Here is a 23,582-nt window from a genome sequence, read left to right as displayed (position 1 = left end):
CAGGTCAGGCCTTACAGACTTGTGCGACGTCGTCGACGTCGGATGATGGCTTGGACGGGGTCGTCCCGGACTTGCCCGGGCTGGTGCTCGGCTTCTTGCTGGGTGACACGCTACTCGGTGTGTCCGTCTTCTGACCGTCCCCGTCCCCCGCCGCCCGGTCCAGCGCCTCGGACTTGCCGATCGCCTCGGCCACCTTGCTGCGGATCAGGTCGAAATCGGGATCACCGGTCTTGATGAGCGGTGGAACCGGCGAGAAGCTTGACACCGGAAGCTTCTTCGAGTCCAGGGCCAGATCGGTGAAGGTGCCCAGCTCGCCGGACGGGATGTTCGTCTGCACCACCTGCTTGCCGGCCGCGGCGATGCCCTGGAACTTGGTCAGCACCTTCTGCGGCGACAACTGGTTCAGCATCGCGGTCATCACGCACTTCTGCCGGGTCATCCGCTCGTAGTCGCTGGCGTTGGCCCGCGACCGGGCGAACCACATCGCGTGGTACCCGTCCAGGTGCTGGTTCTTGCCTGGCTCGATGTAGCCCTTGATCGGTGCGCCGATGCCGCCGATCGGCACCCGCTTGCCGACGTCGACGGTGATCCCGCCGACCGCGTTCAGCAGGTGCTGGAAGCCGGCGATGTCGATCAGCACGTAGTAGTTGACCTTCAGCCCGGTGATGCCCTCGACCGCCTGCTGGGTGGCCAGCAGACCGGGCTCCTGCACGCCGGGGAAGTGCTGCTTGTGGCCCATCGCCCAGGTGTAGACGCCGTTCAGGTAGCAGTTGTGGCCGCAGTCGTCCCACTCGAACCCGTTCGGGAACTGCTTGGCCATCTCGCTGCCCGCCGGGAACGGCACCTTCGCCATGTTCCGCGGCAGCCCGATCAGCACGGCCCGGCCGGTCTCGGCGTCGATGCTGGCCAGCGTGATGCTGTCCGGCCGGACGCCGATCCGGTTGGCGCCGGAGTCGCCGCCGAGCAGCAGCACGTTGTAGCGGCCCTTGTCGGCCGAGGACTTCTCGCCGCTGCCGAACACGCTGGCGACGAAGTCGCGCTGCGCCGACACGATCGTGCTGCCCCAGACCAGCGCACCGACCACCAGCACCACCAGTACGCCGTCCAGGATGCTCGCGGCCAGCCGGTGGTTGCGTTCCAGGGTGAGGGGCCGGCCGAGCCGGTACGCGTCGACGAACAGCGCCGCCCACCCGATCGCCAGCACGATCAGCAGCACCTGCACGACGCGCAGCGTGGCCGGCGCGACGATCAGGTTGATCGTGCCCGACCGCCAGACCAGCGACAGCAGGACCAGGAACAGCACGAGCGCGATCAGTCCGGCGACCACCCGCCACGCGTAGCGCCCGGCACGCTTGCTGCCGGCGACGATCTGCGCCGAGCCGGGCAGTACCAGCGTCATCAGCAGCAGCGCCACGGCTCGCCGGAAGCGAACAGGCTCGCTGAGGGTGCGCAGGTCTGGCTTCTCCTGCGGCATGACGTCCTTCCGTTCTCCGTACGGCGCTGCCGGCGCTTGCCGGGACGGCCCCCGTGGCCGGTCGTCGCGACGTTCAGTATGGCCATGGGCCGGCGAACGCCCCCAGCAGGCGCGCCGCCGTCCCTCCGGTTCCCCCTACCACCTGGTACGACGTACCGGGTGGGGCGATGGTTCGAGCCGGGCGGGTCCGGGGACGAAGCGTAACAGCCTGACAACGCAACGAAGGCGCCGCCCCGGATGGGTGCGGCGCCTTCGCGGGTGTGGTCAGCGCAGGCCGTACGCGTCCGTGATCGTCTGCTCCAGGGTGTTGCCGTGGGAGTCCGCGGCTTTCACCCGCAGCGAGATCGTCTTCGCCGGCAACGGAGTCGCACCGACGGCCAGGTAGTTGTCTCCACCCGTCGCCACCACGCCGACGCGCCGCCAGGTCTTGCCACCGTCACCGGAGAGCTCCACCTCGGGCAACTTCATTCGGCCCACCTTCGCGCCCGGCTGGGAGGTCACCGTCAGCGGCAGTTTCGTGACCCGCGTCGCCGTCGCAACGTTGGTCTGGTCGACCTCCGGCTGGAACTGCACCGACCACAGCGGCAGCGCTTCGCCGGACTCGCTCGCTGTGTCCGACCGGAACGTCCAGGCGGCCTTGATCGTCGTCGACCGCCGCGTCGCGTCCGGCCGGTCGATCTCACCCTCCAGCCGGAACGTCGCCGGACCGGGTCCCATCTCGACGCCCCGGCCGATGTCGCCCGGCCGGCCCGACTCCGCGATCAGCTTGCCGTCACGGTAGAGCCGGGTCGCCACGGCGTCGTCGACTCCCCAGCCCGCATTGCCCGCGGCGTCGTTGTACATCACGATCCCGGTGCCCAGCACGTCGCCGTATCGGGTGGCTGAGCCCTCGCGGACTCGGGGGCCGAGCACCGCCTGGTTCCAGCTGAAGTCGTAGCTCCGGCCGGCCTCGAACGTGCGAGACGCCGGCCAGTCCAGAGCGGTCACCAACTGACTGTCGGGACCGGCGGTGCGCTCCTGGAAGTTCCCGAACAGTTCCGCGCCGGCTTCGACGTACTCTGTGACGGTGCCCGGTCCGGTCCGGGGCAGACCTCTGCCCCAGGCCCCGAACATGCCGGGAGCCAGCACGGTCACCGATTTGTTCAGGCTGAGGCCGGGTGCGGTCGTGGACAAGCGGGACACCAGCGCTGCCATCTCGGCTTTGCGCACCAGCCGCTGGTGGCCGGTGAAGAACTCACCTTCCCGCACGGTGTCCAAGGTGTTGTAACTGACGGGGCTGTTCGCGAAGTCACCGGCCGGGCCCGGGACCGCCCAGTAGGACACCAGGCTCGAGGTCAGCTCGGCCGCCGGCACGGCCGGGCCGACGTGGCCGGCGAGCAGTTGGTCCACCGGCCCGGCGTACAGGTCGAACTGGATCGTCGTGCCGTCGTCCATCCGGCGAGCGAAGTAGAGAGCGCTGGCGGCCGACGCGACGGTGGGGTCGTCGACCGTGACGTCCAGCGGTTCTGCCCGGCGGGCGTCGAGCGTGGCCGTGGTGTCGGCGGTCAGGTCGAGCAGGGGCTGCACGAGCAGAGTCGTGCTCTCCCCGGTGCGTTGCAGGCTGACGACGACGTAGCGGCCGACGGGCAGTTCGACGCTGACCTCGCCGGTGCCGACCTCGATCGGGGTGTTGACGGAGCCGTCCAGGCTGGCCAGCGCGGTCTGGGCGCCGGGAGCCAAAGCGCCGGTCCGGTCGAGGTGGCGCAGGGTCAGCTTGGCCGTGCCGGCAGCGGTACGGGTGCCGCGGGACCGCTGCGAGATCGTGGCCGGGGACTGGGTCGGCGCGGTGGGGTCGAGCTTGGCCGCCTTGCCGGGCAGCACGCGGTAGGTCCCGCCGGCGGCTGTGGCCGGTGGAGGCTGTGGCTGGGTCGCGGCGGCAGGTACCGCGGTCAGTGGCGTGAGGACGAGGGCAGCGGTGACTGCGAGCTTGCACAGGACGAGTGGTAGTGAACGCATACCTGCTGAAGGCCGCTGCCCCGGCGAAAGGTTGCACGGGTGGAGGGAAACCCCTGCTCGGTCCCGCGGGTCTGCGGTTTTCACGGTTCTGTGATGGTTGACCCCGGGCCGGATCGGATACGAAGAGTTCCATGACCGTCACGCCCTGTCTGCAGTGCTGGTCGCAGACTCTCCTCCGGACAAAGGATTCCCGCCCATGAACCTGATCCGCTCCGTCGTGGTGTCGACAATCGCGTGTGGTGCCGTGCTGCTCGCCGGCAGCCAGGCCCACGCGCTCGAGGCCGCTCCCCGAGCCGCCACGCCAGCGGCACAGGCCGCGGCGCCTGGTGCCGACTACACCGGCATCGCCGCGCTGAGCAACTGCTCCGCGTCCCTGGTCCGGTACGCCGAGTCCGTCAGCACCGACAAGGCGCTGGTGCTGACCAACGGCCACTGCTACGAGGGCGGGCTGCTGAACCCCGGCGTCGTCCTGGTCAACCGGGCGTCCACCCGGTCCATCACACTGCTCCGGCCGGACTCCAGCGCGGCCGGCACGGTCCGCGCGAGCCGGATCCTCTACGGCACGATGACCAAGACCGACATGCTCGTCTACGAGGTGACCGAGAGCTACGCCACGCTCAAGACCCGGCTGAACGTCAGCCCGCTCACGCTGGCCAAGCAGGCCCCGGCCGCCGGCGCCGGGATGGCGGTCGTGTCCGGCTACTGGAAGCGGATCTACACCTGCTCGGTCCAGGCCACCCTTCCCGAGCTGCGCGAGGCCGGCTGGACCTGGAAGAGCTCGATCAAGTACCGGCAGCCGGGCTGCGAGACGATCGGCGGCACCTCCGGCTCGCCGATCGTCAGCACCAGCACCGGTGAGGTGATCGGCGTCAACAACACCGGCAACGAGGACGGCGCGCGCTGCACGATGAACAACCCGTGCGAGGTCGATGCGGCAGGCAACATCACCGTCGACCAGGGCGCGGCGTACGGGCAGCAGACGTGGTGGCTGTACACCTGCCTGACCGCGTCCCGCACGATCGACCTGAACAAGACCGGCTGTCAGTTGGTGAAGCCCGCCCGCGTCCGCTGAGCGTCCCGAGTCACTGCGCGGCGGCAACCGGTCACCACCGGTTGCCGCCCCCGGGTTCCGGAGGTTGCAGCTCGGGATGCTCGGGCGTCGAAGGGGTGACGTGGGTCACTGCGCTGGGTAGGGTCCCGGCCCATGGCAGTCGATTCTTCAACCACCGGCACCACTGCGCCCCAGCACTGGAACAGCCCGTTCGGGGTGAAGCCACGACTGGTGGCCGCGAGCGCGCTGATGCTGTTCCTCGAGCTCGCGCTGATCCGCTGGACCGGCTCGAACGTGGTCCACCTGAGCTACTTCTCGAACTTCGTGCTGCTCGGGTCGTTCCTCGGCATCGGGATCGGCATCCTGCGGGCCGGCCGGGCCCAGCGGCTGCCGTACTACTCGCCGGTCATGCTCGGCCTGCTGGTACTGGTGATCGCCTGGAAGCCGGTGACCGTGAACCGGTCCGGCGACAGCGTCATCTACTTCACCAGCCTGGACACCAGCGGCCCGCCGGTCTGGGTGATCCTGCCGATCGTCTTCGTCGCGGCCGCGGTCGTGCTGGCCGGACCGGCCGAACTGGTCGGGCGCTGCTTCACCGAGCTGCCGCGGCTCACGGCGTACCGGTACGACCTGATCGGCAGTCTGTCCGGGATCGTCCTGTTCACGGTGCTGTCGTTCCTCGGGGCGCCGCCGGTCTGGTGGGGGTTGCTGGTCACCGCCGGGTTCATCGCGCTGATGGTGCCGGGGCAGCGCGCCACCGCCGCCGTGCTGAGCGGGGCCCTGGTGGCGACGCCGTTGCTGGCGATGCTCGGCGTCCTGCTGCACGAGTCGACCCGGCCGGAGAACAGCTGGTCGCCGTACTACAAGGTGCAGACGTCCTCGTCGACCCACGAGAACACGCCGCTGCTGACGATCACGGTGAACGGCGTGCCGCACCAGCAGGCGATCCCGGCCGAGAAGCGGCTGCAGTGGGAACCGCAGTACGGGCTGCCGTACGAGCGGGCGGCGCAGAAGAACCCGGAGAACGTGCTGATCATCGGCGCCGGCTCCGGCACCGACGTGGCCATTGCCCTGCGCAACGGTGCGCGGCACGTCGACGCGGTGGAGATCGACCCGCGGCTGCGCGACATCGGGCGCGAGCAGCACCCGGACCGGCCGTACCAGGATCCGCGCGTGACGTCGCACATCGACGACGGGCGGGCGTTCCTGTCCCGGACCGACAAGAAGTACGACCTGATCCTGCTCGCGCTGCCGGACTCGCTGACGCTGGTGAACGGCGCCAGCTCGCTGCGGCTGGAGAGCTACCTGTTCACCGAGCAGGCGTTCGAGAGCGCCCGCGACCACCTGGCGCCGGGCGGCGCGTTCGCGATGTACAACTACTACCGCGAGACCTGGCTGATCGACCGGCTGGCGTCGACGGCGCAAAAGGCCTTCGGGCACAAGCCGTGCGTGGACAAGGTCGGCGACGACCTGCAGCAGGCGGTCGTCACGGTCGGGCTGACCGCGGCCGACCAGTCCTGCGGCGCGGAGTGGGCCGGGGCGAGCGCGACGACGCCGCCGCCGGCCACCGACAACCGGCCGTTCCTGTACCTGTTCACCGACCGGATCCCGTCGCTGTACCTGATCACGATCGGGCTGATCCTGGTCGCCGGCCTGATCGGTGTCGGCGTCGCGGGCGGCGGTTCGTCGTACCGGCGGATGCGGCCGTACGCCGACCTGTTCCTGCTCGGCGCGGGCTTCATGCTGCTGGAGACCAAGAGCATCACCGGGTTCGCGCTGCTGTTCGGTACCACCTGGGTGGTCAACGCGATCGTCTTCGCCGGGGTGCTGGTCGCCGTGCTGGCGGCGGTCGAGGTGACTCGCAAGTTCCGCACTCCACCACTGAAGACCATGTACGTCGTGCTCTTCGGCGGCCTGCTGCTGAGCTGGGTCTTCCCCGACAGCTGGCTGCTCGGCATGCCGGTCGGGCTGCGCGCGATCGTCGCGGTGCTGATCGCGTTCCTGCCGATCTTCGCGGCCAACGTCATCTTCGCCAAACGCTTCACCGACACCGCCGACGGCACCGCCGGCTTCGGCGCCAACCTGCTCGGCGCCCTGCTCGGCGGCTGCCTCGAGTACGCCGCCCTGCTGATCGGCTTCGACGGCCTGATCCTCGTCGCCGCCCTGCTCTACATCGGCGCCTTCCTCCTCCGCCCCAAATCCCTGGCAACAGCCGGCCGGTGACAGCTAGGTTCTGATGCCTGGGTCCTACCCGGCCTCCGCGGACGACGACGGAGGCCTTCGATGAGCGACCTGACCGACTACTACCGCCGCCGCGCACCCGAGTACGACGCGGTGTACGCCAAGCCCGAACGCCAGGACGACCTGCGCCGGCTCCGGTCGACGCTGGTCGAGCTGGTCCGCGACCAGAGGGTGCTGGAGGTTGCGGCGGGGACCGGCTACTGGACTGCTGCGCTGACGACGACCGCTCGCTCGGTCCTCGCGACGGATCTGACCGAGGAGACGCTCGCGGTCGCGCGGGAGCGCGAGTACCCGGGGAACGTGTCCTTCCGGGTCGCGGACGCCTACCGGTTGGACGAGGTCGGCGGGGAGTTCGACGTGGTGTTCGCCGGGTTCTTCTGGTCGCACGTGCTGCGGGCGGAGGCGGCGGACTTCCTGCGGAAGTTGGCGCGGCGGGTGCGGGCGGGTGGGTGGGCGGATCGTGCTCACCGACAACCTGTACGTCGAGGGCAGCAGCCGGCCGATCGCGTCCGTCGGGCCGGGTGGCGACACGTACCAGCTGCGGGAGCTCGCGGACGGTTCGGCGTACGAGGTGCTGAAGAACTTTCCCACGGGCGGACAGGTGGAGGCCGACCTTCGGGCGGTGGGCGCGGAGGTCGGCTACCAGGAGCTCCAGTACTTCTGGGTCGGGTCCGTGACGGTAGGTGTCAGGGCTGGTGGGGTGGCGGGCCGCCGGGGAAGGTGCCCGGGCCGCCGGGGAAGGTGTTGGCGCGGCGGGCGCGGCGGCGTTTGACGTTGTCGACGACGAGCAGCACGACGCCGATCACGAAGAAGAGCAGGAAGCTGCCGATGCCCAGCAGGACCGAGCTGATGAACGTGCCGAGGGCCAGCTTCGGTCCGGCGTAGTACGTCGCGCTGGTCTGGTCGTCCTGGCAGTCGACGACGACCTCCTGGGCCGGCACCTTGTCCACCGACTGCGCCACGACGTACCAGGTCTTGCCGTTGACGGTGAACTCCTGCGAGCCCGACGGCCGCTCCAGCGGGATGTCCGCGCCGGACGCGTCCTTCGCCGTGCAGGTCGGCACGAGCACCGGCACCGACGAGTACACGGTCAGCCCGTCCGACTTCAGCTGGACCGGCCCCTCGCTGATCCGGCTCGGCGTCGACGGCACGCTGTCGACCACGCGCCAGACGAAAAAGGCGCTCAGCACCAGCCCGACGACGAAGGAGGCGATCGCGAGCCGCGTCAGCGTCCGCTTCGGCGCCGGGGGCTGCCCTGGATAACTGGTCATGGCGAGCACGCTAACCCGCCGCAGGTTCCCGACCACCCGGACCGCCGCACAGCACGATCCTGATCAGTTCGTCCGCGAGCGGAGGGAGGCGCTGCCTGGCCGAACGCGGCGGCGGCCAACGGGCTTCAGCGTGAGCACCGTCGTACCGACAGCGGCGGACGCCAGCACCGAGCCGACCACCCCGACGATCGCCAGCACGAACGCGACGACCGTCGACTGCGGCCCCACCGCGTACGCCGTACCGCTGTTGTCGGCGCTGCAGTCCACCGTGACGGCCTGCGGTGGCACCGGGGCGACCGAGCGAGCCACCACGTACCAGACCCGGTCGTCGGCCGTGATCGACTCGGCTCCGCGCGGCGACTCCAGCGGGATCGGAACACCGTCGGCGTCAACCGCGTGGCACGGCGGATCCACCATCCGCTGCGATCCGTACAGGGTGAGCCCGTCCCGCTCCAGCTGGATCGCGCCGGCGCCCACCTCGGCCGGTGGACGCGGGGCCGCATCGGCGATCCGCACGGCGAAGAATCCCGCGAGCACCAGCCCGACCGTGAAGCAGGCGACCGCCAGCCACGTCCGCGTCCGCCGCGGCAGCGTCAGGGGTCCTGGGTCGTGCGTCATCTCTGAACGGTAGTGCCCACCGCGACCGGCTTTGACGCACCCTCCCGCCAAGTCGTGCCGATCAGGGCACGCCGAGCAGCCGCAGCCCCGCCGCGGTGACGGCGGCCGAGACCACCACGAGCACGAACGGCGCCCGCCGCCAGGCGAGCACACCGCCCACCAGGACGCCGGCCGGCCGCGCGATCCCGGCGTGCCCGTCCCCGTCGGTCAGCGCGGCCGTCGCCACCAGCGCCGTCAGCAGCACGACCGCCGCCGTGCCGAGCATCTGCTGCACGCGGTCCGGCAGCTCGAAGCGGGACCGCATCAACGGCCCGGCGACCCGCATGGCGAAGGTGCCGGCAGCAAGTACCAGGACAGCACCGAGAACCAGCAGAGGGTTGTCCATCAGACCGCCTCCAGCTCGGGCGTCGTACGGATCGGACGGTAGAAGAACAGGCCGAGCAGGGCCAGCAGCACCGGCAGACCGGCGGGCAGGAACGGCGTCACCGCGAGCGCGACCACGGCCCCGATCAGCCCGGCCGTCCGGGTCGCCTTGTCCTTCAGCGCCGGCAGCACCAGCGCCAGCAGCACGGCCGGGAACGCCGCGTCGAGCCCGAAAGCGTCGGTGTCGGTGATCACCGAACCTGCCAGCGCGCCGACCAGCACCCCGAGGTTCCAGCAGACGAAGATGCCGATCCCGCAGGCCCAGTACGCCGCCCGCTTCTGCCGCACGTCGTCCTGCCCGAGCGCGAAGGCGACGTTCTCGTCGGTCATCAGGTGACTGCCGGGCAGCCGCCGCCAGCCCTGGCCGACCAGGTCGCTGACCGTCAGGCCGAAGGCGACGTGCCGGCTGTTCACCAGCAGGCCGGCGACGGTGGCGGCGATCGGGCTGCCGCCGGCCGCGACGATGCCGACGAACAGGAACTGCGACGCACCCGCGAACACCAGCAGCGACATCGCCACCGGAACCCAGAGATCGAGGCCGCCACCGACGCTGATCGCGCCGTACGAGAGTCCGACCACCCCGTCGGCCAGGCAGACCAGCGCGATGTCCCGGGCCAGCCCTGGATCCAATGTTCGCCATATCGAACGCATGAGTTTTATGATGAACAGATCACAGCCGTTCGTCAACCCGAACGCCCGTACCGATGGAGCGAACACTCGATGGACAGCAAGGCACCACTCGACGTGATCGCCGGCTCGCTGCGCCGGGAGCGCGCCCGGGCCGGCCTGTCCCTCAGCGAGGTGGCCAAGCGCGCCGGCGTCGCCAAGTCGACGCTGTCGCAGCTGGAGTCCGGCACCGGCAACCCGAGCGTGGAGACGCTGTGGGCGCTGTGCGTCGCGCTGGAGATCCAGTTCGCCGACCTGATCGACCCGCCCCGGCCGCGGGTGCAGGTAATCCGCGCCGACGAGGGGCCGGCGATCTACTCCGAGCAGGCCGACTACAGCGCCACGCTGGTCGCATCCTGCCCACCGAACGCCCGGCGGGACATCTACCGCATCGCCGTCGCGCCCGGTCAGGGCCGCGAGTCGAGCCCGCACATGCCCGGCACGATCGAGCACGTCGTGCTCGGCACCGGCCGGGCTCTGGTCGGCCTCAGCACGGAGCCGGTCGAGCTCAACCCGGGCGACTACATCGCCTACCCCGGCGACCTTCCCCACCTGTTCCGCGCCCTGGAACCGGGCACGACGGCGGTGCTGATCTCCGAGACCTCCTGACGCCTCAGACCTTGCGGCCGACGCCGCCCGCGATGCACTCCTCGACCTGGTTCAGCGGCTTGACCCGCGGGCCGTCCGGCCACCACTCGTCGCACAGGACCAGGCCCGGCTCGACCAGCTCCTGCCCAGGGAACAGCGCGCGGATCTGCTCGTAGGTGCGGAAGACGCCGCTGCCCATCGGGCTGTGGGTGAACTTCTCCTCCATCGCCCGGGCGATCGCCGAGTGCTCCGGCGTCTGCGGGTCGAGGAAGTGCGCGACCACCGTGTACGAGCCGGGCACCAGCGCGTCGACGTACGTCTGCATCAGCTGGGGACCGTCGTCGCCGAGATAGTGGTGCAGGGTGCCGTTGTGGATCAGCGCGATCGGCCGGCTGAAGTCGAGGAACTCCCGCACCTGCGGCGCCTTCAGCACCTCCTCGGGCCGGAAGATGTCGGCGCTGATGAACAGGGTCTGGTCGTTCTCCTCCAGCAGTGCGCGGCCGTGCGCGAGCACCACCGGGTCGTTGTCGATGTAGAGCACCCGGGCGGACGGCTGCAGCCGCTGCACGACCTGGTGGGTGTTCTCCGCGGTCGGCAGCCCGGAGCCGCAGTCGAGGTACTGCGTGATGCCCGCCTGCCCGGCCAGGAACCGGCAGGCCCGGATCAGGAAGTTCCGGTTCGACCAGGCCAGGTCCTTGACCTGCGGCGCCACCGTCGCCACCTGGCGCAGCACCTCGCGGTCGATCTCGAAGTTGTCCTTGCCGTTCAGCGCGGCGTCGTACACCCGGGCGATGCTGGCCCGGGTGGTGTCGACGCCCACCGGTTCCGAGCTCGGGGCCTTGGTGGCATCAGGCATACGGCGACCTCGCAGTAGGACGGGCACGGACAGGACGGCACGGCTGGCACTCCGAGACTATCCATATCAGGACCAAGGGATCACAGCCCGTAGCGAGTCGCCCCTGCCTTTCGGCGGAGAGGTCGTGGTTAGATCGATCGGGCAGGTGCTGAACCAGACCGAGGGAGAGGGCCGTCGTGGCCGAGGAACCGGGCACGCCGGGCGGACCGACCGCCCTGCGGATCATGCTCGGGGCGCACCTGCGGCGGATGCGCGAGGAGGCCGGCATCAGCCGCGCCGACGCCGGCTGGGCGATCCGCGGCTCGGAGTCCAAGATCAGCCGGCTCGAGCTCGGCAAGGTCGGCTTCAAGGTCCGCGACGTCGAGGACCTGCTCACCCTCTACCAGCAGACCGACCCCGACGAACGCGCCCGGTTGATCGGACTGGCCGAGCAGGCGAACAGCCCCGGCTGGTGGCAGCGGTACGACGACGTCACGCCGAACTGGTTCCAGGCCTATCTCGGCCTGGAGGTGGCGGCCGACATGATCCGGACGTTCGAGTCCCAGTTCGTGCCCGGCCTGCTGCAGACCGAGGACTACGCCCGCGCGGTCACCCAGCTCGGGCACAGCGAGGCCCCGCTGCCGCAGGTCGAGGTGGACCGGCTGGTCGCGCTGCGGATGTCGCGGCAGGAGATCCTCACCCGCGGCCACCGGCCGACCCGGTTCTGGGCCGTGCTCGACGAGGTCGTGCTGCGCCGGTCGATCGGCGAGCCCGGCGTACTGCGCACCCAGCTGGAGCACCTGCTCGAGATGTCCCGGCGGCCGAACGTCACGCTCCAGGTCATCCCGCTGTCGGCCGGCTGCTACCCGGCGACCGGCGGCGCCTTCAGCCTGCTGCGGTTCGCCGAGGTGGACCTGCCCGACGTCGTGTACATCGAGCACCTGACCAGCGCGGTCTACCTGGACAAGCGCGAGGACCTGGACAAGTACGTCGTCACGATGGACGCGCTGTCGATCACGGCCGGCACGCCCCGGGAGACCGAGGAACTGCTCAGGTCGCTGATCGCGTCGACGGACTGACCCCACGCCGGCGAACCGGCCGACGAACCGCACTCAGAACGAAAACGCGCCGCGGACCGCCTCGACCCGGGTCTTCACGTTGCGCAGGAAGCGGTCCGGCACCGACCGGTCGCCGAGCTGGCGGAGCAGCGGGCCGCACTCCTGGTGGCCCGGACTGAGCCGCAGCGTCATCTCCCGGGTCAACCGGGTGCCTTCGGCAACTGGTTCGAAGACGTAGTCGACCTCGGCGCCGACGCCGCGCCAGCCGTACCGGTCGGTGCGCACGGTCCACCGTCGCCCCCACTCCGCCCGGGTGACCGTCCAGGACGCCGAGAACATCTCGTCGCCGCCGGCCAGGACCTGGGTGACCTGGTCGCCGGCCACCGCGCACCGGTCCGTCACGCCGGTCAGGTGCACGACCAGCGGATGGGTCCGCAGCACGTTCCGCGGCATCGTCAGGAAGAAGTAGGTGGCATCGGGATCACGCCCGACGACGACCTCGTTCCGGGTCCGGATCACCGCATCGCTCGTCGCCGGCATGCGTCGATGCTAGGGAGCCGGGCGCGGCAGCGGGAACGGATCCGGTCAGGCTTAACCGTTTCTCAACGGTTCCGGCTCCCCGGGCGGGTACGGCGCCCGAAGGCCAGGACGCAGGCACGTCCACGGCCGGTGCGGGCCGTCGCCGGGCGACTTCGGCCCGAACCAGGCGTCCAGCGCCACGTCCTCGCCGGCCGGTTCGAACGGCCCGCGCTCGACCAGCCGCAGCAGCGCGATCAGCCGCCAGGCCGGTTCCCCGGTGATTTTCATTGCCTCAGGCCCCTCCCCTGCCCGTCCTATCGAGGCGGGCCTGGGATTCGTTTCAGCCTCGTCGAGTGGGGACTGTCACACTCACCGGTCGCGGCGGGCCCGCCACTCGTCGTCACGGAACGCGAAGACCAGCTCGTCGATCCACTGCCCCTTGAAGAAGGCGTTGTGCACGAAGTGCGCCTCCCGGCGCATGCCGAGCCGTTCCAGCAGGCGGGCCGACGCGGTGTTGCCGGCCACCACGACCGCGCAGATCCGGTGCAGCCCGAGCTCGTCGAACCCGAGCCGCAGCATCGCCTCGGCGGCCTCGGCCGCGAGTCCGCGGCCGTGGTAGTCGGTGTGCAACGCGAAGCCCAGCTCACCCTGCCGGTCGGCACGACTCGCCCATTTGAGCAGCACCTCGCCGATCACCGTGCCGGTCTCGCGCAGCTCGATCGCCAGCACGAGCCACTGCCCCTCCTCGGTGAGCGTGTGCCGGTCGAGCTTGGCCTCCAGCGCCACCCGGGTCTGCTCGAGGTCGCGGACGGGCCACGGCGTGTACCGCACCACCTCGGGCCGCGAGTGGAAGGCGAACAGGTCAGCCAGGTCGTCGCGGCGGTGCGGCCGCAGATCCAGCCGGGCGGTCCGCACGGGATAGCTGGGTCGCAAGCCGTCGATCCGGTCGGCGGGCATCGGGATCCTCCCTGTCTAATGCTGTTAGACGGTAACCTAATGACGTTAGACAGACCTCACAAGGGGAGATTCGCGATGAGCTCCGGCCGGGACGCCTCGTCGCACGCGGCCGCCGGTCTGACCATCACCACGATCGTCGAGGCGGCGCTGGCCGTCGTCCGCGAGCACGGCCTGGACGGCCTCACGATGCGCTCGCTGGCCGACCGGCTGCACGTCCGGGCCCCCTCGCTGTACCACCACGTGCGCAACAAGGACGAACTGCTGGACCTGGTCGCCCGCAACGCCTTCGACGCGTTCGCCGCCGACCGGGCGGCGTACGGGCAGGTGGAGACGCTCGACGACTGGATCGCGGTGACCACCGCCGGGTCCCACCGGCTGCGCGGGTTCTATGCCGGGCACCCGGGTCTGGCCGCCCTGATCCAGGCGAAGGCCACGCCGTACCGCGACCTCGGCGAGGGGTCGCGAGCCGCCCTGATCCGGGCTCAGATCGCCGCGCTGACGAAGCTCGGCGTGCCCGAACCGGAAGCCCGCGCGCTCTTCGAGGCGACCGCCCACTGGACGCTCGCCGCCGTGGCCGCCGGCGGACCCGACCACCTTTTCACCGAAGGCCTGGAGCTCTTCATGCTCGGCGTCCGAACCCGGCTGAGCTAAAGCCTCACAGCGGCGAGGCCGGCGGCGCGGCGAACGCCGACAGCACGGTGGCGGTGATGAGGCCGGCGGCCTGCTCGGGCTGGACCCGACCGGCGTGGATCTCGTCGGCGGCGTTGTGCATCACGCTGTGCATGGTGCCGACCAGCCAGGAGACCGGCAGGTCGGAGCGGAACACCCCTTCCGCCCGGCCACGCTCGACCAGGTGCTCGACCCGTTCCATCGGGCCGGCGTGCAGGGCGCGGATCCGGCCCGGCGGCAGCACGCTTTGCGCGGCCAGCAGCAGCGAGCGGGACCGGTCGACCAACTGCCAGCTCGACGCGATCAGCCGGGCCAGCGCCTCGCGCGGGTCGCCGCTCAGGTCTACTCCGTCCAGAGCGGCGTGCCCCTCCTCGATCGCCCGGGCGAACGCCGCGTCCACCAGCTCGGCGCGGGACGGAAAGTGTCCGTAGACAGTGACCCGGCCGACACCGGCGGCCTTCGCGATCTCACTGACGCTGGCCTCGGGATTGCGGCCGAGGCAGGCCAGCGCGGCGTCCAGGATCGCCGCGATGCTGCGCTGCGCGTCCGCGCGCTTCACCTGCTGCGACATCGCCGAATCCCCTCTTTTCGAACACCGGTGTACGAGTTACTCTATCCCGAGGAACCTGAACACTGGTGTTCGAGTTATTTCCCTGGAGGTCCTCTTGTCCGCCGAAGAACCGGCCGCCGATCCCCGCCGCTGGCGCCTGCTGGGGTGGCTCGGGGCCGCGCAGTTCATGCTCATCCTCGACGTCACCGTGGTAGCGATCGCGTTGCCGAACATCGGCGCCGACCTCGGCCTGGCCCGGGACACGCTGACCTGGGTCGTCAGCGCGTACACCGTGATGTTCGGCGGCCTGATGCTGCTCGGCGGCCGCGCGGCCGACCTGTTCGGCGCGCGCCGGGTGGTGCTCACCGGGCTGACCGTGTTCACCGCGGCGTCGCTCGCGACCGGCCTGGCGAGCAACGCCGAGCTGCTGATCGGCGGCCGGGTCGCGCAGGGCATCGGTGCCGCGATCCTCTCCCCGGCCGCGCTCTCGGTGGTCACCCGCGCCTTCGCCGGCGAGGAGCGCAACAAGGCGCTCGGCATCTGGTCCGCGCTCGGCGGCGCCGGCTCCGCGGTCGGCGTGCTGCTCGGCGGCGTGCTCACCGCCGGTCCGGGCTGGCAGTGGATCTTCTACATCAACGTGCCGCTCGGCGTCGCCGTCCTGATCGCGCTCAGCCGGATGCTTCCGACCGGCCTGCCCGCGCAAACCGGCGCCCGCCTCGACGTGCCCGGCGCCCTGCTCGTCACCGCGGGCACCGGCGCCGCGATCTACGCGCTGATCAACGCCGGCGACCGCGGCTGGCTGTCCGCCGCCACTCTCGGCACCCTGGCCGGCGCGGCCGTCCTGTACGCCGCCTTCGCCTTCGTCCAGCGCGTCGTCAGCTCACCCCTGATGGATCTGCGCATCCTGGCCCGCCGCCCGGTTGCCTCCGGCACCTTCCTGATCCTGGTCGCGACGGCGCTGATGATCGCCGTCTTCTTCCTCGGCTCCTTCTACCTGCAGCACCTCTTGGGGTACGGCGCACTGCGGACCGGCCTGCTCTTCCTGCCGGTCGCTCTCGCCACCACCGTCGGGGCCCACTCGGCCGGCCAGGCGATCGCCCGGACCGGAGCCCGTACGGTCGCCGCGGCCGGTCTCGCCGTCGCCGCGCTCGGTACGGCAGCTCCGGCCCTCTGGACTGGCTCGGTGGCGGTCGTGCTGGGAATGAGCGTGGCGGCCGCCGGCATCGGTGCCGCGTTCGTGGCGGCCTCCACGACGACGTTCTCCCAGGTCGGGCACCATGAGGCAGGCCTGGCCTCGGGCATCCTGAGCACGTTCCACGAGTTCGGGGCCGCGTTCGGTGTCGCCGTGGTGTCCAGCATCGCCGCCGCCAGCATCGCCGGGACCACCGGCACCGGATTCACCCGCGGCTTCACCTTCGCGGCGATCACGGCCGCCGCGTCCGCCGTACTGGCTCTGCTGGTGGTTCCGACCGCCGGGCCGGCGGCCGATCTTGCCCAGCACGCTCACTGACCATCGCACCGATCGGAGCACCTGCATGAACGCCACCATCCGCCGCGCCCGTCCCGAGGACGCCGCCTTGGTCAGGACGCTGGTCGGCGAACTGGCCGACCACCAGGACGAGGGGCGGTACGTGACGTCGACCGTCGACCGCTGGCAGGAACTGCTGGCCGAGGACGCCGTCATAGTCCTGCTCGCCCAGTACGACAGCGAGCCGGCCGGCTACGTCTCGGCCGTCCGCCGGCTGCACCTGTGGAGCGGCACGGATGTCCTCGGGCTGGACGACCTCTACGTCCGGGAGGCCTTCCGCAGCAAGGGAATCGGCCGCTTGCTGATGCTCGAGCTGGCCCGTGTCGCGCTGCCCGAGCGGCTCACGATCTCCTGGGGTATGCGGCCCAGCAACCACGGCGGCCAACGCTTCTACCGGCGCCTCGGCGCGATCCTCGGCGACAAGGTGGTCGCCAGATGGCCCGCCGAGGCGTACTCCCGGCAGCTGACCGATGAGTCGGCGGCGACCGGCAAGGCGGCATTGGCCGACGAGGCGGCTCTGGCCGACAAGGGCGGCGTTGGCTGACGTGTAAGGGGCGCTTGCAGTCGCTGCGCCTGGGGTACTGGGCCGCCGCAGCGACGGCGCGTCCAGGCGCCGTCCAGAACGTGAAGGAGTCAACGCCATGGCGGGCGATGTCGTCGATCTGATCATGCAGGACCACCGTGAGGTCGAGCGGCTGTTCGACGAGCTGAAGGACAACCCGGAGACCCGGCGCAATCTCGTCCCGGTGCTGACCACGCTGTTGACCGCGCACAGCCGGGCCGAAGAGGCCGAGGTGTACCCGGCGGCGGCGTCCGAGGCCGGCGAGGCCGACGACGTGGCGCACAGCCAGGAGGAGCACGTCGAGGCCGACGAGCTGCTGGAGAAGCTGGCCGGCACCGACCCGGAGTCCGCGCAGTTCGACAAGGTGCTGCAGGACCTGATCGACGCGGTCACCCACCACGTCGAGGAGGAGGAGTCGAAGGTGCTGCCGGGCCTGCGCGCCAACCTCAGCGCCGAGCGCCTGGCCGAGCTCGCCGACGCCTTCGCCACCAGCCGCGAGAAGCACCTCGGCGAGCAGCCGACGGACATCACCCGCGAGCAGCTGCAGCAGCAGGCCCGCAACGCGGACGTGTCCGGGACCTCGGGGCTCGGCAAGGACGCGCTGCAGTCGAAGCTGCGCGAAGAAGCCTCGGAGTGACAGCCGGCTGCGGAAGGAAGCGACCATGAGCGCGGTACTCGTCACCGGCGCCGGCAGCGGGATCGGCGCCGCCACCGCCCTGCGGCTGGACCGGCTGGGGATGCGCGTCTTCGCCGCGGTGCACGACACCCATGACGGCGAGATCCTGGCCAAAGGTGCGTCGGCGTCGCTGTCGGTCCACCAGTACGACGCCACCGACCAGGCCTCGGTCCGGGACCTGGTCGGGGCGGTCGACACCGCCCTCGGCACCGAAGGCCTGACCGCCGTCGTCAACGTCGCCGGTGCGGGCGTCGCCGGCCCGTTGGAGCTGCTGGCGATCGACGACCTGCGGCACCAGCTCGACGTCGACGTCGTGGGACCGGTCGCGGTGACGCAGCTCGCGCTGCCGCTGCTGCGCCGCGCCGAGGGCGGCCGGGTGGTGTTCGTCGGCGCGGCGGGCAGCCTGGTGTCCATGCAGCTGGCCGGTGCCTACCACGCCTCGAAGTACGCGGTCGAGGCGATCAGCGACGCCTGGCGCCAGGAGCTCGCGGCCGAGGGCATCTCGGTCTGCCTGGTCGAGCCCGGTCCGGTCGCCACGCCGCTGTGGTCGAAGGCGCTGCAGACCCTGGACCGGCTGCCCGCCAGCGACCGGTACGCCGACCGGGTCGCCGCCGTGCGCGAGTCGTTGCACAAGGCATCGAAGAACGGCGAGAGCCCGCACAAGGTGGCCGAGCAGATCGAGCACGCGGTCACCGCTGCCCGGCCGAAGAGCCGCTACCCGGTCGGGGCGGCGGCGCACGTCGTCCCGAGGATCCGCCGGCTGCTGCCGGACCGGCTGTTCGACCGGGCCGCCCAGCGGATCGCCGCCGCCAGGTCCTGATCCACCGCTTCTCCCCAGCTGAGCCCCGCTTTCCCGGCGGGGCTCACGCATGTCTGCGCACCGCACAGACAGACGCGTTGGACAGTAGTGTGTGGTGCACTGTATTGTGACGATCATGGCCGACGCCGAAGAACTGATCCTCAGCCAGGCCCAGGAGCTCCGTCGCGGGACGGTCGTCCTGGCCTGTCTCGCGCTGCTCGAAGCACCGCAGTACGGCTACGCGCTGCTGGTGACGCTGAACGACGCGGGCGTCACGGTCGACGGCAACACGCTGTACCCGTTGCTGCGCCGGCTGGAGAAGCAGGGCCTGCTGACCAGCGACTGGAACACCGACGAGTCGCGGCCGCGCAAGTTCTACCGCGTGACGCCGGAGGGTTCGCGGGTGCGGACCGGACTGGTGCGCGAGTGGGAGGACCTCGTCGCCTCGATCGCACGACTGACCAAGGAGAACCGATGAGCGGGACCACGCTGACCGATCGCTACGTGCACGAGGTGGTCCGGCGGATCCCCGCCGACCAGCGCGCCGACGTGGCCGACGAGCTGCGGACGACCATCGCCGACACCGCCGAGGCGCGGGGCGCGGCCGACCCGGAGGCCGCGGAACGGGAGGTGCTCGCCGAGATGGGCGATCCGATCCGCCTCGCCGCCAGGTACGCCGACCGGCCGCTGGCGCTGATCGGCCCGGAGCTCTACCCGGCGTACGTCCGGCTGCTCAAGCTGCTGCTGACCACCGTGCTGCCGATCGTGGTGGCGGTCCTGGTGGTGCTCGAGGTCCTCGACAGCAACGACGTGGGCTCGGTGATCGGCAGCGCGATCGGCGGGATCCTCACCGTCGGCGGGCAGATGATCGCCTGGCTGACGGTGGTATTCGCCCTGATCGACCGGTCCCGGCACCGCGAGACGGCGGCCGCGGAGGTGAACCAGTGGAGCCCCGACGACCTGCCCGAGCTCCGGCAGACCGAGAAGCGGGACTCCGGCGCCGCCCTGGCCGTCGGGTGGAACGCGCTGATCCTCGCGCTGATCGTCTGGCAGCACACCGCCGAGCCGTACCGGGCCGGCAACGACCGGATCGAGGTGCTCGACCCGGCGCTGTGGTCGGGCTGGATCTGGCCGATCCTGGCCGGTCTGGCCGGCGTCGTGACGCTGGAAGTGATCCGCTTCGCCACCCGCAGCACGACCATGCTGCACGCCACCCTGTACGCCGTGGCCGAACTGCTCGTCACCCTGCCGCTGGCTTGGATCCTCTCCCAGCAGCAGTTCTTCAACCCGGTCTTCCTGGCCCACTTCAACAACGGCTGGACCTCGCCCGACGCCATCTACACGATCGCCGTGATCGTCGTCCTGCTGGTCGGCGGCTCCGAGATCGTCACCCGGTTCCGCGAGGCCCGCGAGCGGAGCTGACTGCGGCGGAAGGCAGCTCGGGCCCGCCTACTAGGGTGGGGGGCGGCCCCGAGCATGCCGGGGCCGCAGCGCGCGACGGCCGATCGCCGGAGCGCGGGACCGGGACGGTCCATGACGGAGTGTTCGCAGACTGGGAGCGGAGTACGCGGTGACTGACTCGACCATCATCTATACGCACACTGACGAGGCGCCGGCGCTGGCCACCTACTCGTTCCTGCCGGTGATCCAGGCGTACGCCGCCCAGGCCGGTGTCGCGGTGGAGACCCGGGACATCTCGCTCGCGGGCCGGATCGTCGCGCTGTTCGGCGAGTACCTGCGCGAGGACCAGCGGATCACCGACGACCTCGGCGAGCTGGGCGAGCTGGCCAAGACACCCGCGGCGAACATCATCAAGCTGCCGAACGTGTCGGCCTCGATCCCCCAGCTGAAGGCCGCGATCGCCGAGCTGCAGAGCCAGGGCTACGCGCTGCCGGACTACCCCGACGAGCCGAAGACCGACGAGGAGCGGGAGATCCAGGCCCGCTACGACAAGGTCAAGGGCTCCGCGGTGAACCCGGTCCTGCGCGAGGGCAACTCCGACCGCCGCGCGCCCGCCTCGGTGAAGAACTACGCCAAGACCCACCCGCACCGGATGGGCGCCTGGACCCCGGACAACAAGACCAACGTCGCCACGATGGGCACCGACGACTTCCGCTCGACCGAGAAGTCGGCCGTGATCCCCGCCGACACCACACTGCGGATCGAGCTGACCGGCGACGACGGCTCGACCACGGTGCTGCGCGAGTCGGTCCCGGTGCTGGCCGGTGAGGTCGTCGACGCCTCCGTCATGCACGTCGCGCCGCTGCGGGAGTTCCTCACCGCGCAGGTGGCCCGGGCCAAGGCCGAGGACGTGCTGTTCTCGGTGCACCTGAAGGCCACCATGATGAAGGTCTCCGACCCGATCGTCTTCGGCCACGTGGTCCGGGCGTTCTTCCCGAAGACCTTCGCGTCGTACGGCGAGACGCTGGCCAAGGCCGGCCTCACCCCGAACGACGGCCTCGGCGGCATCCTGGCCGGACTGGCCGCGCTGCCCGAGGGGCCTGCGATCAAGGCCTCCTTCGACGCCGAGCTGGCCGACGGCCCGCAGCTGGCGATGGTCGACTCCGACAAGGGCATCACCAACCTGCACGTGCCGTCCGACGTCATCGTCGACGCCTCGATGCCGGCGATGATCCGCACCTCCGGCCACATGTGGGGCCCGGACGGCCAGGAGCACGACACGCTGGCCGTGCTGCCGGACAGCAGCTACGCCGGCATCTACCAGGTCGTGCTGGACGACTGCCGCGCCAACGGAGCCTTCGACCCGGCCACGATGGGCTCGGTGCCGAACGTCGGTCTGATGGCCCAGAAGGCCGAGGAGTACGGCAGCCACGACAAGACCTTCGAAGTTCCCACCACCGGCACCGTCCGGGTGGTCGACGCCGACGGCACTGTCGTGCTCGAGCAGACCGTCTCGGCCGGCGACATCTTCCGCGCCTGCCAGACCAAGGACGCGCCGGTCCGCGACTGGGTCAAGCTGGCCGTCACCCGGGCCCGCGCCACCGGCGACCCGGCGGTGTTCTGGCTGGACGAGACGCGCCCGCACGACGCGAACCTGATCGCCAAGGTGAACGAGTACCTGACCGAGCACGACACCGACGGCCTGGCCCTGCGCATCCTGCCGCCGGTGGAGGCGATCGCGTTCTCGCTGGAGCGGATCCGGCGCGGCGAGAACACCATCTCGGTGACCGGCAACGTGCTGCGCGACTACCTGACCGACCTGTTCCCGATCCTCGAGCTCGGCACCAGTGCCAAGATGCTGTCGGTCGTGCCGCTGATGGCCGGCGGCGGTCTGTTCGAGACCGGTGCGGGCGGTTCCGCGCCGAAGCACGTGCAGCAGCTGGTCAAGGAGAACTACCTGCGCTGGGACAGCCTGGGCGAGTTCTTCGCGCTGGCCGCGAGCTTCGAGCACCTGGCCCAGACCACCGGCAACGCCCGCGCCCAGGTGCTGGCCGACACCCTGGACCGGGCCACCGCGACGTTCCTGAACGAGGACAAGTCCCCGACCCGGCGCGTCGGCGGCATCGACAACCGCGGCAGCCACTTCTACCTGTCCCTGTACTGGGCGCAGGAGCTGGCCAAGCAGACCGACGACGCCGACCTGGCCACGACGTTCGCTCCGCTCGCCGAGACGCTCGCGGGCAACGAGCAGACCATCGTCGAGGAACTGCTCGCCGTCCAGGGCAACCCCGTCGAGCTCGGCGGCTACTACCACCCCGACCCGGCCCTGGCCGCCGCGGCGATGCGCCCCTCCAAGACCTGGAACGACGCGCTCGCCACCCTGGCCTGACCTTTGTCGCCGGGGGTGCCCCGCCTCAGCTGGGCACCCCTACGGTGGGCTCCGGCTTGGCCAGGACGAGGAGTCCGACCATGGAGACGGCGGCGCCGGCGGTGATGAGGGTGGCCATCGGTACGGCGGTGTGCTCGCCGCCGAGTCCGGCGAGCGGCGCGATGGTTCCGGCGGCAACCCATTGCACGAATCCCTGCACGGCTGCTCCGGTGCCGGGGTGCTCCGGGACGGCGGCGGACGCGAGAGCACCGCCGTTCGGGATCATCAGCCCCTGGGCCGTCATCAGGACGAAGAAGCACACGAGCGCGAGCGGCAGTGGGGTGCCGAGCCACAAGGCGCCGGCCAGCATGGCGCCGCCTGCCACCAGAGCGGCGATCTGGCCGGTCAGGATGAGCTTTCGGGTGGAGACCCGCCCAGCGAGCCGGGCCGCGAGCAGCGCGGCGATCGTCATCCCGACGGCGTTGACCGCGAAGTCGATGGAGTACGCGAGCGGCGAGAGCCCGTTCATCGACTGCAGCACGAACGCGGACGTGGCGACATAGGCGAACAGCGCGCCCATTGCGGCTCCGGCGACCACCAGGTAACCGACGTACTCCCGGTTGGCCAGGACGATGCGGCCGGCGCCGACGAAGTTCCGTAGCCCGCCGGCGTGACGTCGCTCGCGCGGGAGCGATTCGGGCACTGCCAACAGCGCCGCCAGGGTCATCGCGAGACCGAGCGCTGCGACGAGCCAGAACGAGACCCGCCAGTGGGACAGCTGCAGGATGAGCCCACCGAGCAGCGGACCGACGATGGGTGCGATGCCGCCGACCGCGGCGACGACGTTCAGTACCCGGACCAGTTGGTTGCCGGTGGCCAGGTCGACGATGACGGCTCGCCCGATCACCATCGCCCATCCACCGGCGAATCCCTGAACCAGCCGGGCCGCCGTCATCACCCCGATGGTCGGCGCGACCGCACACCCGATCGAGGCCGCGGTCATGACCAGCAGAGCCGCGAGCAACGGAATCCGCCGGCCGCGCTGATCCGAGACCGGCCCGCCGATCAACTGCCCGAGCGCCATCCCGACGAAGAACGTCGTCAAGGTCAGCTGGACCTGCGTCGCGGTACCGGACAGGTCACCGGCGACCTGCGGGAACGCGGGGACGTACATGTCGGTGGCCAGGGGCGCGATCGCGGTCACGAACACCACGGTCGCGACCAGTCCGGCCGTCAGCCGCGCCTGGCGACGTGCCTGCGCCAACGGTGGCGTCGGCCCGGTGACCGCGGTAGGCAGTGGCGCCTGGTGCATCAAGCCTCTTTCAGGTAGGGA

At 70.7% G+C, this 23,582-nt stretch carries 24 protein-coding genes and 1 pseudogene; 13 read left to right on the top strand and 12 right to left on the bottom strand.

The window, feature by feature from the left end; translation table 11 throughout:
* Nucleotides 1–4 precede the first annotated feature (4 nt).
* Nucleotides 5–1,474, bottom strand: coding sequence for an LCP family protein (locus KFLA_RS07690; protein ID WP_012919213.1), 1,470 nt, complete (start codon nucleotides 1,472–1,474; stop codon nucleotides 5–7).
* A gap of 264 nt (nucleotides 1,475–1,738) precedes the next feature.
* Nucleotides 1,739–3,469, bottom strand: coding sequence for a hypothetical protein (locus tag KFLA_RS07685; protein WP_148256573.1), 1,731 nt, complete (start codon nucleotides 3,467–3,469; stop codon nucleotides 1,739–1,741).
* Between the two features lie 196 nt (nucleotides 3,470–3,665).
* Here KFLA_RS07685 and KFLA_RS07680 point away from each other — a divergent pair, with 196 nt between their 5' ends.
* From KFLA_RS07680 to KFLA_RS39620, 3 genes and pseudogenes are all read left to right on the top strand, one after another.
* Complete coding sequence (locus KFLA_RS07680) at nucleotides 3,666–4,541, top strand: trypsin-like peptidase domain-containing protein (protein WP_012919211.1); 876 nt, start codon at nucleotides 3,666–3,668, stop codon at nucleotides 4,539–4,541.
* 132 nt (nucleotides 4,542–4,673) lie between these two features.
* Nucleotides 4,674–6,743 (top strand): spermine/spermidine synthase domain-containing protein, encoded by a 2,070-nt coding sequence (locus tag KFLA_RS07675; RefSeq protein ID WP_012919210.1) that lies wholly within the window; start codon nucleotides 4,674–4,676, stop codon nucleotides 6,741–6,743.
* 60 nt (nucleotides 6,744–6,803) lie between these two features.
* A pseudogene (locus KFLA_RS39620) lies at nucleotides 6,804–7,202 on the top strand (class I SAM-dependent methyltransferase); the annotation flags it as partial.
* A 245-nt stretch (nucleotides 7,203–7,447) separates the two neighbouring features.
* On the opposite strand, the gene KFLA_RS38735 reads toward KFLA_RS39620, so the two are convergent.
* The 4 genes from KFLA_RS38735 to KFLA_RS07655 form a co-directional block, all read right to left on the bottom strand.
* A complete protein-coding gene (locus KFLA_RS38735) occupies nucleotides 7,448–8,032 on the bottom strand; it encodes a hypothetical protein (RefSeq protein ID WP_237706747.1) in 585 nt (194 codons plus the stop codon).
* Nucleotides 8,033–8,095: 63 nt separating this feature from the next.
* Entirely contained in the window at nucleotides 8,096–8,650 is a 555-nt protein-coding gene (locus KFLA_RS07665; protein WP_012919208.1) for a hypothetical protein, read from the bottom strand.
* 61 nt (nucleotides 8,651–8,711) lie between these two features.
* Nucleotides 8,712–9,035, bottom strand: a complete 324-nt coding sequence (locus KFLA_RS07660) for an AzlD domain-containing protein (RefSeq protein WP_012919207.1) — start codon at nucleotides 9,033–9,035, stop codon at nucleotides 8,712–8,714.
* Nucleotides 9,035–9,724 (bottom strand): AzlC family ABC transporter permease, encoded by a 690-nt coding sequence (locus KFLA_RS07655; protein ID WP_012919206.1) that lies wholly within the window; start codon nucleotides 9,722–9,724, stop codon nucleotides 9,035–9,037. Before KFLA_RS07655 ends, KFLA_RS07660 begins: the two co-directional genes overlap by 1 nt.
* Before the next feature lie 69 nt (nucleotides 9,725–9,793).
* On the opposite strand from KFLA_RS07655, the gene KFLA_RS07650 reads away from it, so the two are divergent.
* A complete protein-coding gene (locus tag KFLA_RS07650) occupies nucleotides 9,794–10,348 on the top strand; it encodes a helix-turn-helix domain-containing protein (protein WP_012919205.1) in 555 nt (184 codons plus the stop codon).
* A gap of 4 nt (nucleotides 10,349–10,352) precedes the next feature.
* On the opposite strand, the gene KFLA_RS07645 is transcribed toward KFLA_RS07650, so the two are convergent.
* Complete coding sequence (locus KFLA_RS07645) at nucleotides 10,353–11,183, bottom strand: SAM-dependent methyltransferase (RefSeq protein ID WP_012919204.1); 831 nt, start codon at nucleotides 11,181–11,183, stop codon at nucleotides 10,353–10,355.
* A gap of 176 nt (nucleotides 11,184–11,359) precedes the next feature.
* Here KFLA_RS07645 and KFLA_RS07640 point away from each other — a divergent pair, with 176 nt between their 5' ends.
* Complete coding sequence (locus KFLA_RS07640; protein WP_012919203.1) at nucleotides 11,360–12,241, top strand: helix-turn-helix domain-containing protein; 882 nt, start codon at nucleotides 11,360–11,362, stop codon at nucleotides 12,239–12,241.
* Between the two features lie 33 nt (nucleotides 12,242–12,274).
* Here KFLA_RS07640 and KFLA_RS07635 read toward each other — a convergent pair whose 3' ends face one another.
* The 3 genes from KFLA_RS07635 to KFLA_RS07625 form a co-directional block, all read right to left on the bottom strand.
* Nucleotides 12,275–12,760 (bottom strand): SRPBCC family protein, encoded by a 486-nt coding sequence (locus KFLA_RS07635; RefSeq protein ID WP_012919202.1) that lies wholly within the window; start codon nucleotides 12,758–12,760, stop codon nucleotides 12,275–12,277.
* Nucleotides 12,761–12,811: 51 nt separating this feature from the next.
* Complete coding sequence (locus tag KFLA_RS07630; RefSeq protein ID WP_012919201.1) at nucleotides 12,812–13,027, bottom strand: hypothetical protein; 216 nt, start codon at nucleotides 13,025–13,027, stop codon at nucleotides 12,812–12,814.
* A gap of 81 nt (nucleotides 13,028–13,108) precedes the next feature.
* Nucleotides 13,109–13,696, bottom strand: a complete 588-nt coding sequence (locus tag KFLA_RS07625) for a GNAT family N-acetyltransferase (protein ID WP_012919200.1) — start codon at nucleotides 13,694–13,696, stop codon at nucleotides 13,109–13,111.
* A gap of 75 nt (nucleotides 13,697–13,771) precedes the next feature.
* Between KFLA_RS07625 and KFLA_RS07620 the strand changes: the two genes are divergently transcribed.
* Nucleotides 13,772–14,347, top strand: coding sequence for a TetR/AcrR family transcriptional regulator (locus KFLA_RS07620; RefSeq protein ID WP_012919199.1), 576 nt, complete (start codon nucleotides 13,772–13,774; stop codon nucleotides 14,345–14,347).
* Between the two features lie 4 nt (nucleotides 14,348–14,351).
* Here KFLA_RS07620 and KFLA_RS07615 read toward each other — a convergent pair whose 3' ends face one another.
* Nucleotides 14,352–14,936 carry a TetR/AcrR family transcriptional regulator gene (locus KFLA_RS07615; RefSeq protein ID WP_012919198.1) on the bottom strand — a complete coding sequence of 195 codons (585 nt, stop codon included), beginning with the start codon at nucleotides 14,934–14,936 and terminating at the stop codon, nucleotides 14,352–14,354.
* A 94-nt stretch (nucleotides 14,937–15,030) separates the two neighbouring features.
* Here KFLA_RS07615 and KFLA_RS07610 point away from each other — a divergent pair, with 94 nt between their 5' ends.
* From KFLA_RS07610 to KFLA_RS07580, 7 genes are all read left to right on the top strand, one after another.
* A complete protein-coding gene (locus tag KFLA_RS07610; RefSeq protein WP_012919197.1) occupies nucleotides 15,031–16,425 on the top strand; it encodes an MFS transporter in 1,395 nt (464 codons plus the stop codon).
* A 25-nt stretch (nucleotides 16,426–16,450) separates the two neighbouring features.
* Entirely contained in the window at nucleotides 16,451–16,987 is a 537-nt protein-coding gene (locus KFLA_RS07605; protein ID WP_012919196.1) for a GNAT family N-acetyltransferase, read from the top strand.
* Between the two features lie 97 nt (nucleotides 16,988–17,084).
* A complete protein-coding gene (locus KFLA_RS07600) occupies nucleotides 17,085–17,642 on the top strand; it encodes a hemerythrin domain-containing protein (RefSeq protein WP_012919195.1) in 558 nt (185 codons plus the stop codon).
* Between the two features lie 25 nt (nucleotides 17,643–17,667).
* Entirely contained in the window at nucleotides 17,668–18,501 is an 834-nt protein-coding gene (locus KFLA_RS07595; RefSeq protein WP_012919194.1) for an SDR family NAD(P)-dependent oxidoreductase, read from the top strand.
* 115 nt (nucleotides 18,502–18,616) lie between these two features.
* Complete coding sequence (locus KFLA_RS07590) at nucleotides 18,617–18,958, top strand: PadR family transcriptional regulator (RefSeq protein WP_041289200.1); 342 nt, start codon at nucleotides 18,617–18,619, stop codon at nucleotides 18,956–18,958.
* Nucleotides 18,955–19,902, top strand: a complete 948-nt coding sequence (locus KFLA_RS07585; protein ID WP_012919192.1) for an HAAS signaling domain-containing protein — start codon at nucleotides 18,955–18,957, stop codon at nucleotides 19,900–19,902. Before KFLA_RS07590 ends, KFLA_RS07585 begins: the two co-directional genes overlap by 4 nt.
* Before the next feature lie 148 nt (nucleotides 19,903–20,050).
* On the top strand, nucleotides 20,051–22,270 hold the full coding sequence (locus KFLA_RS07580; protein WP_012919191.1) for an NADP-dependent isocitrate dehydrogenase: 2,220 nt from the start codon (nucleotides 20,051–20,053) through the stop codon (nucleotides 22,268–22,270).
* Between the two features lie 25 nt (nucleotides 22,271–22,295).
* Here KFLA_RS07580 and KFLA_RS07575 read toward each other — a convergent pair whose 3' ends face one another.
* The gene (locus KFLA_RS07575; protein ID WP_012919190.1) at nucleotides 22,296–23,561 is read right to left on the bottom strand and encodes a multidrug effflux MFS transporter; all 1,266 of its coding nucleotides are present in this window, start codon (nucleotides 23,559–23,561) and stop codon (nucleotides 22,296–22,298) included.
* Between the last annotated feature and the right edge of the window lie 21 nt (nucleotides 23,562–23,582).

The organism is Kribbella flavida DSM 17836 (assembly GCF_000024345.1).
GTDB lineage: Bacteria > Actinomycetota > Actinomycetes > Propionibacteriales > Kribbellaceae > Kribbella > Kribbella flavida.
Note: the sequence above shows the minus strand (reverse complement) of the source record. Positions and strands in the feature narration are given on the sequence as shown.

Excerpts from the sequence above, each read along its gene's own strand:
- KFLA_RS07590 (WP_041289200.1), top strand. The coding sequence starts at position 18,617 with ATGGCCGACGCCGAAGAACTGATCCTCAGCCAGGCCCAGGAGCTCCGT.
- KFLA_RS07650 (WP_012919205.1), top strand. The coding sequence starts at position 9,794 with ATGGACAGCAAGGCACCACTCGACGTGATCGCCGGCTCGCTGCGCCGG.
- KFLA_RS07605 (WP_012919196.1), top strand. The coding sequence starts at position 16,451 with ATGAACGCCACCATCCGCCGCGCCCGTCCCGAGGACGCCGCCTTGGTC.
- KFLA_RS07645 (WP_012919204.1), bottom strand. The coding sequence starts at position 11,183 with ATGCCTGATGCCACCAAGGCCCCGAGCTCGGAACCGGTGGGCGTCGAC.
- KFLA_RS07665 (WP_012919208.1), bottom strand. The coding sequence starts at position 8,650 with ATGACGCACGACCCAGGACCCCTGACGCTGCCGCGGCGGACGCGGACG.
- KFLA_RS07595 (WP_012919194.1), top strand. The coding sequence starts at position 17,668 with ATGAGCGCGGTACTCGTCACCGGCGCCGGCAGCGGGATCGGCGCCGCC.
- KFLA_RS07635 (WP_012919202.1), bottom strand. The coding sequence starts at position 12,760 with ATGCCGGCGACGAGCGATGCGGTGATCCGGACCCGGAACGAGGTCGTC.
- KFLA_RS07615 (WP_012919198.1), bottom strand. The coding sequence starts at position 14,936 with ATGTCGCAGCAGGTGAAGCGCGCGGACGCGCAGCGCAGCATCGCGGCG.
- KFLA_RS07655 (WP_012919206.1), bottom strand. The coding sequence starts at position 9,724 with ATGCGTTCGATATGGCGAACATTGGATCCAGGGCTGGCCCGGGACATC.
- KFLA_RS07680 (WP_012919211.1), top strand. The coding sequence starts at position 3,666 with ATGAACCTGATCCGCTCCGTCGTGGTGTCGACAATCGCGTGTGGTGCC.
- KFLA_RS07685 (WP_148256573.1), bottom strand. The coding sequence starts at position 3,469 with ATGCGTTCACTACCACTCGTCCTGTGCAAGCTCGCAGTCACCGCTGCC.
- KFLA_RS07600 (WP_012919195.1), top strand. The coding sequence starts at position 17,085 with ATGGCGGGCGATGTCGTCGATCTGATCATGCAGGACCACCGTGAGGTC.
- KFLA_RS07675 (WP_012919210.1), top strand. The coding sequence starts at position 4,674 with ATGGCAGTCGATTCTTCAACCACCGGCACCACTGCGCCCCAGCACTGG.
- KFLA_RS07690 (WP_012919213.1), bottom strand. The coding sequence starts at position 1,474 with ATGCCGCAGGAGAAGCCAGACCTGCGCACCCTCAGCGAGCCTGTTCGC.
- KFLA_RS07620 (WP_012919199.1), top strand. The coding sequence starts at position 13,772 with ATGAGCTCCGGCCGGGACGCCTCGTCGCACGCGGCCGCCGGTCTGACC.
- KFLA_RS07585 (WP_012919192.1), top strand. The coding sequence starts at position 18,955 with ATGAGCGGGACCACGCTGACCGATCGCTACGTGCACGAGGTGGTCCGG.
- KFLA_RS38735 (WP_237706747.1), bottom strand. The coding sequence starts at position 8,032 with ATGACCAGTTATCCAGGGCAGCCCCCGGCGCCGAAGCGGACGCTGACG.
- KFLA_RS07630 (WP_012919201.1), bottom strand. The coding sequence starts at position 13,027 with ATGAAAATCACCGGGGAACCGGCCTGGCGGCTGATCGCGCTGCTGCGG.
- KFLA_RS07625 (WP_012919200.1), bottom strand. The coding sequence starts at position 13,696 with ATGCCCGCCGACCGGATCGACGGCTTGCGACCCAGCTATCCCGTGCGG.
- KFLA_RS07575 (WP_012919190.1), bottom strand. The coding sequence starts at position 23,561 with ATGCACCAGGCGCCACTGCCTACCGCGGTCACCGGGCCGACGCCACCG.
- KFLA_RS07660 (WP_012919207.1), bottom strand. The coding sequence starts at position 9,035 with ATGGACAACCCTCTGCTGGTTCTCGGTGCTGTCCTGGTACTTGCTGCC.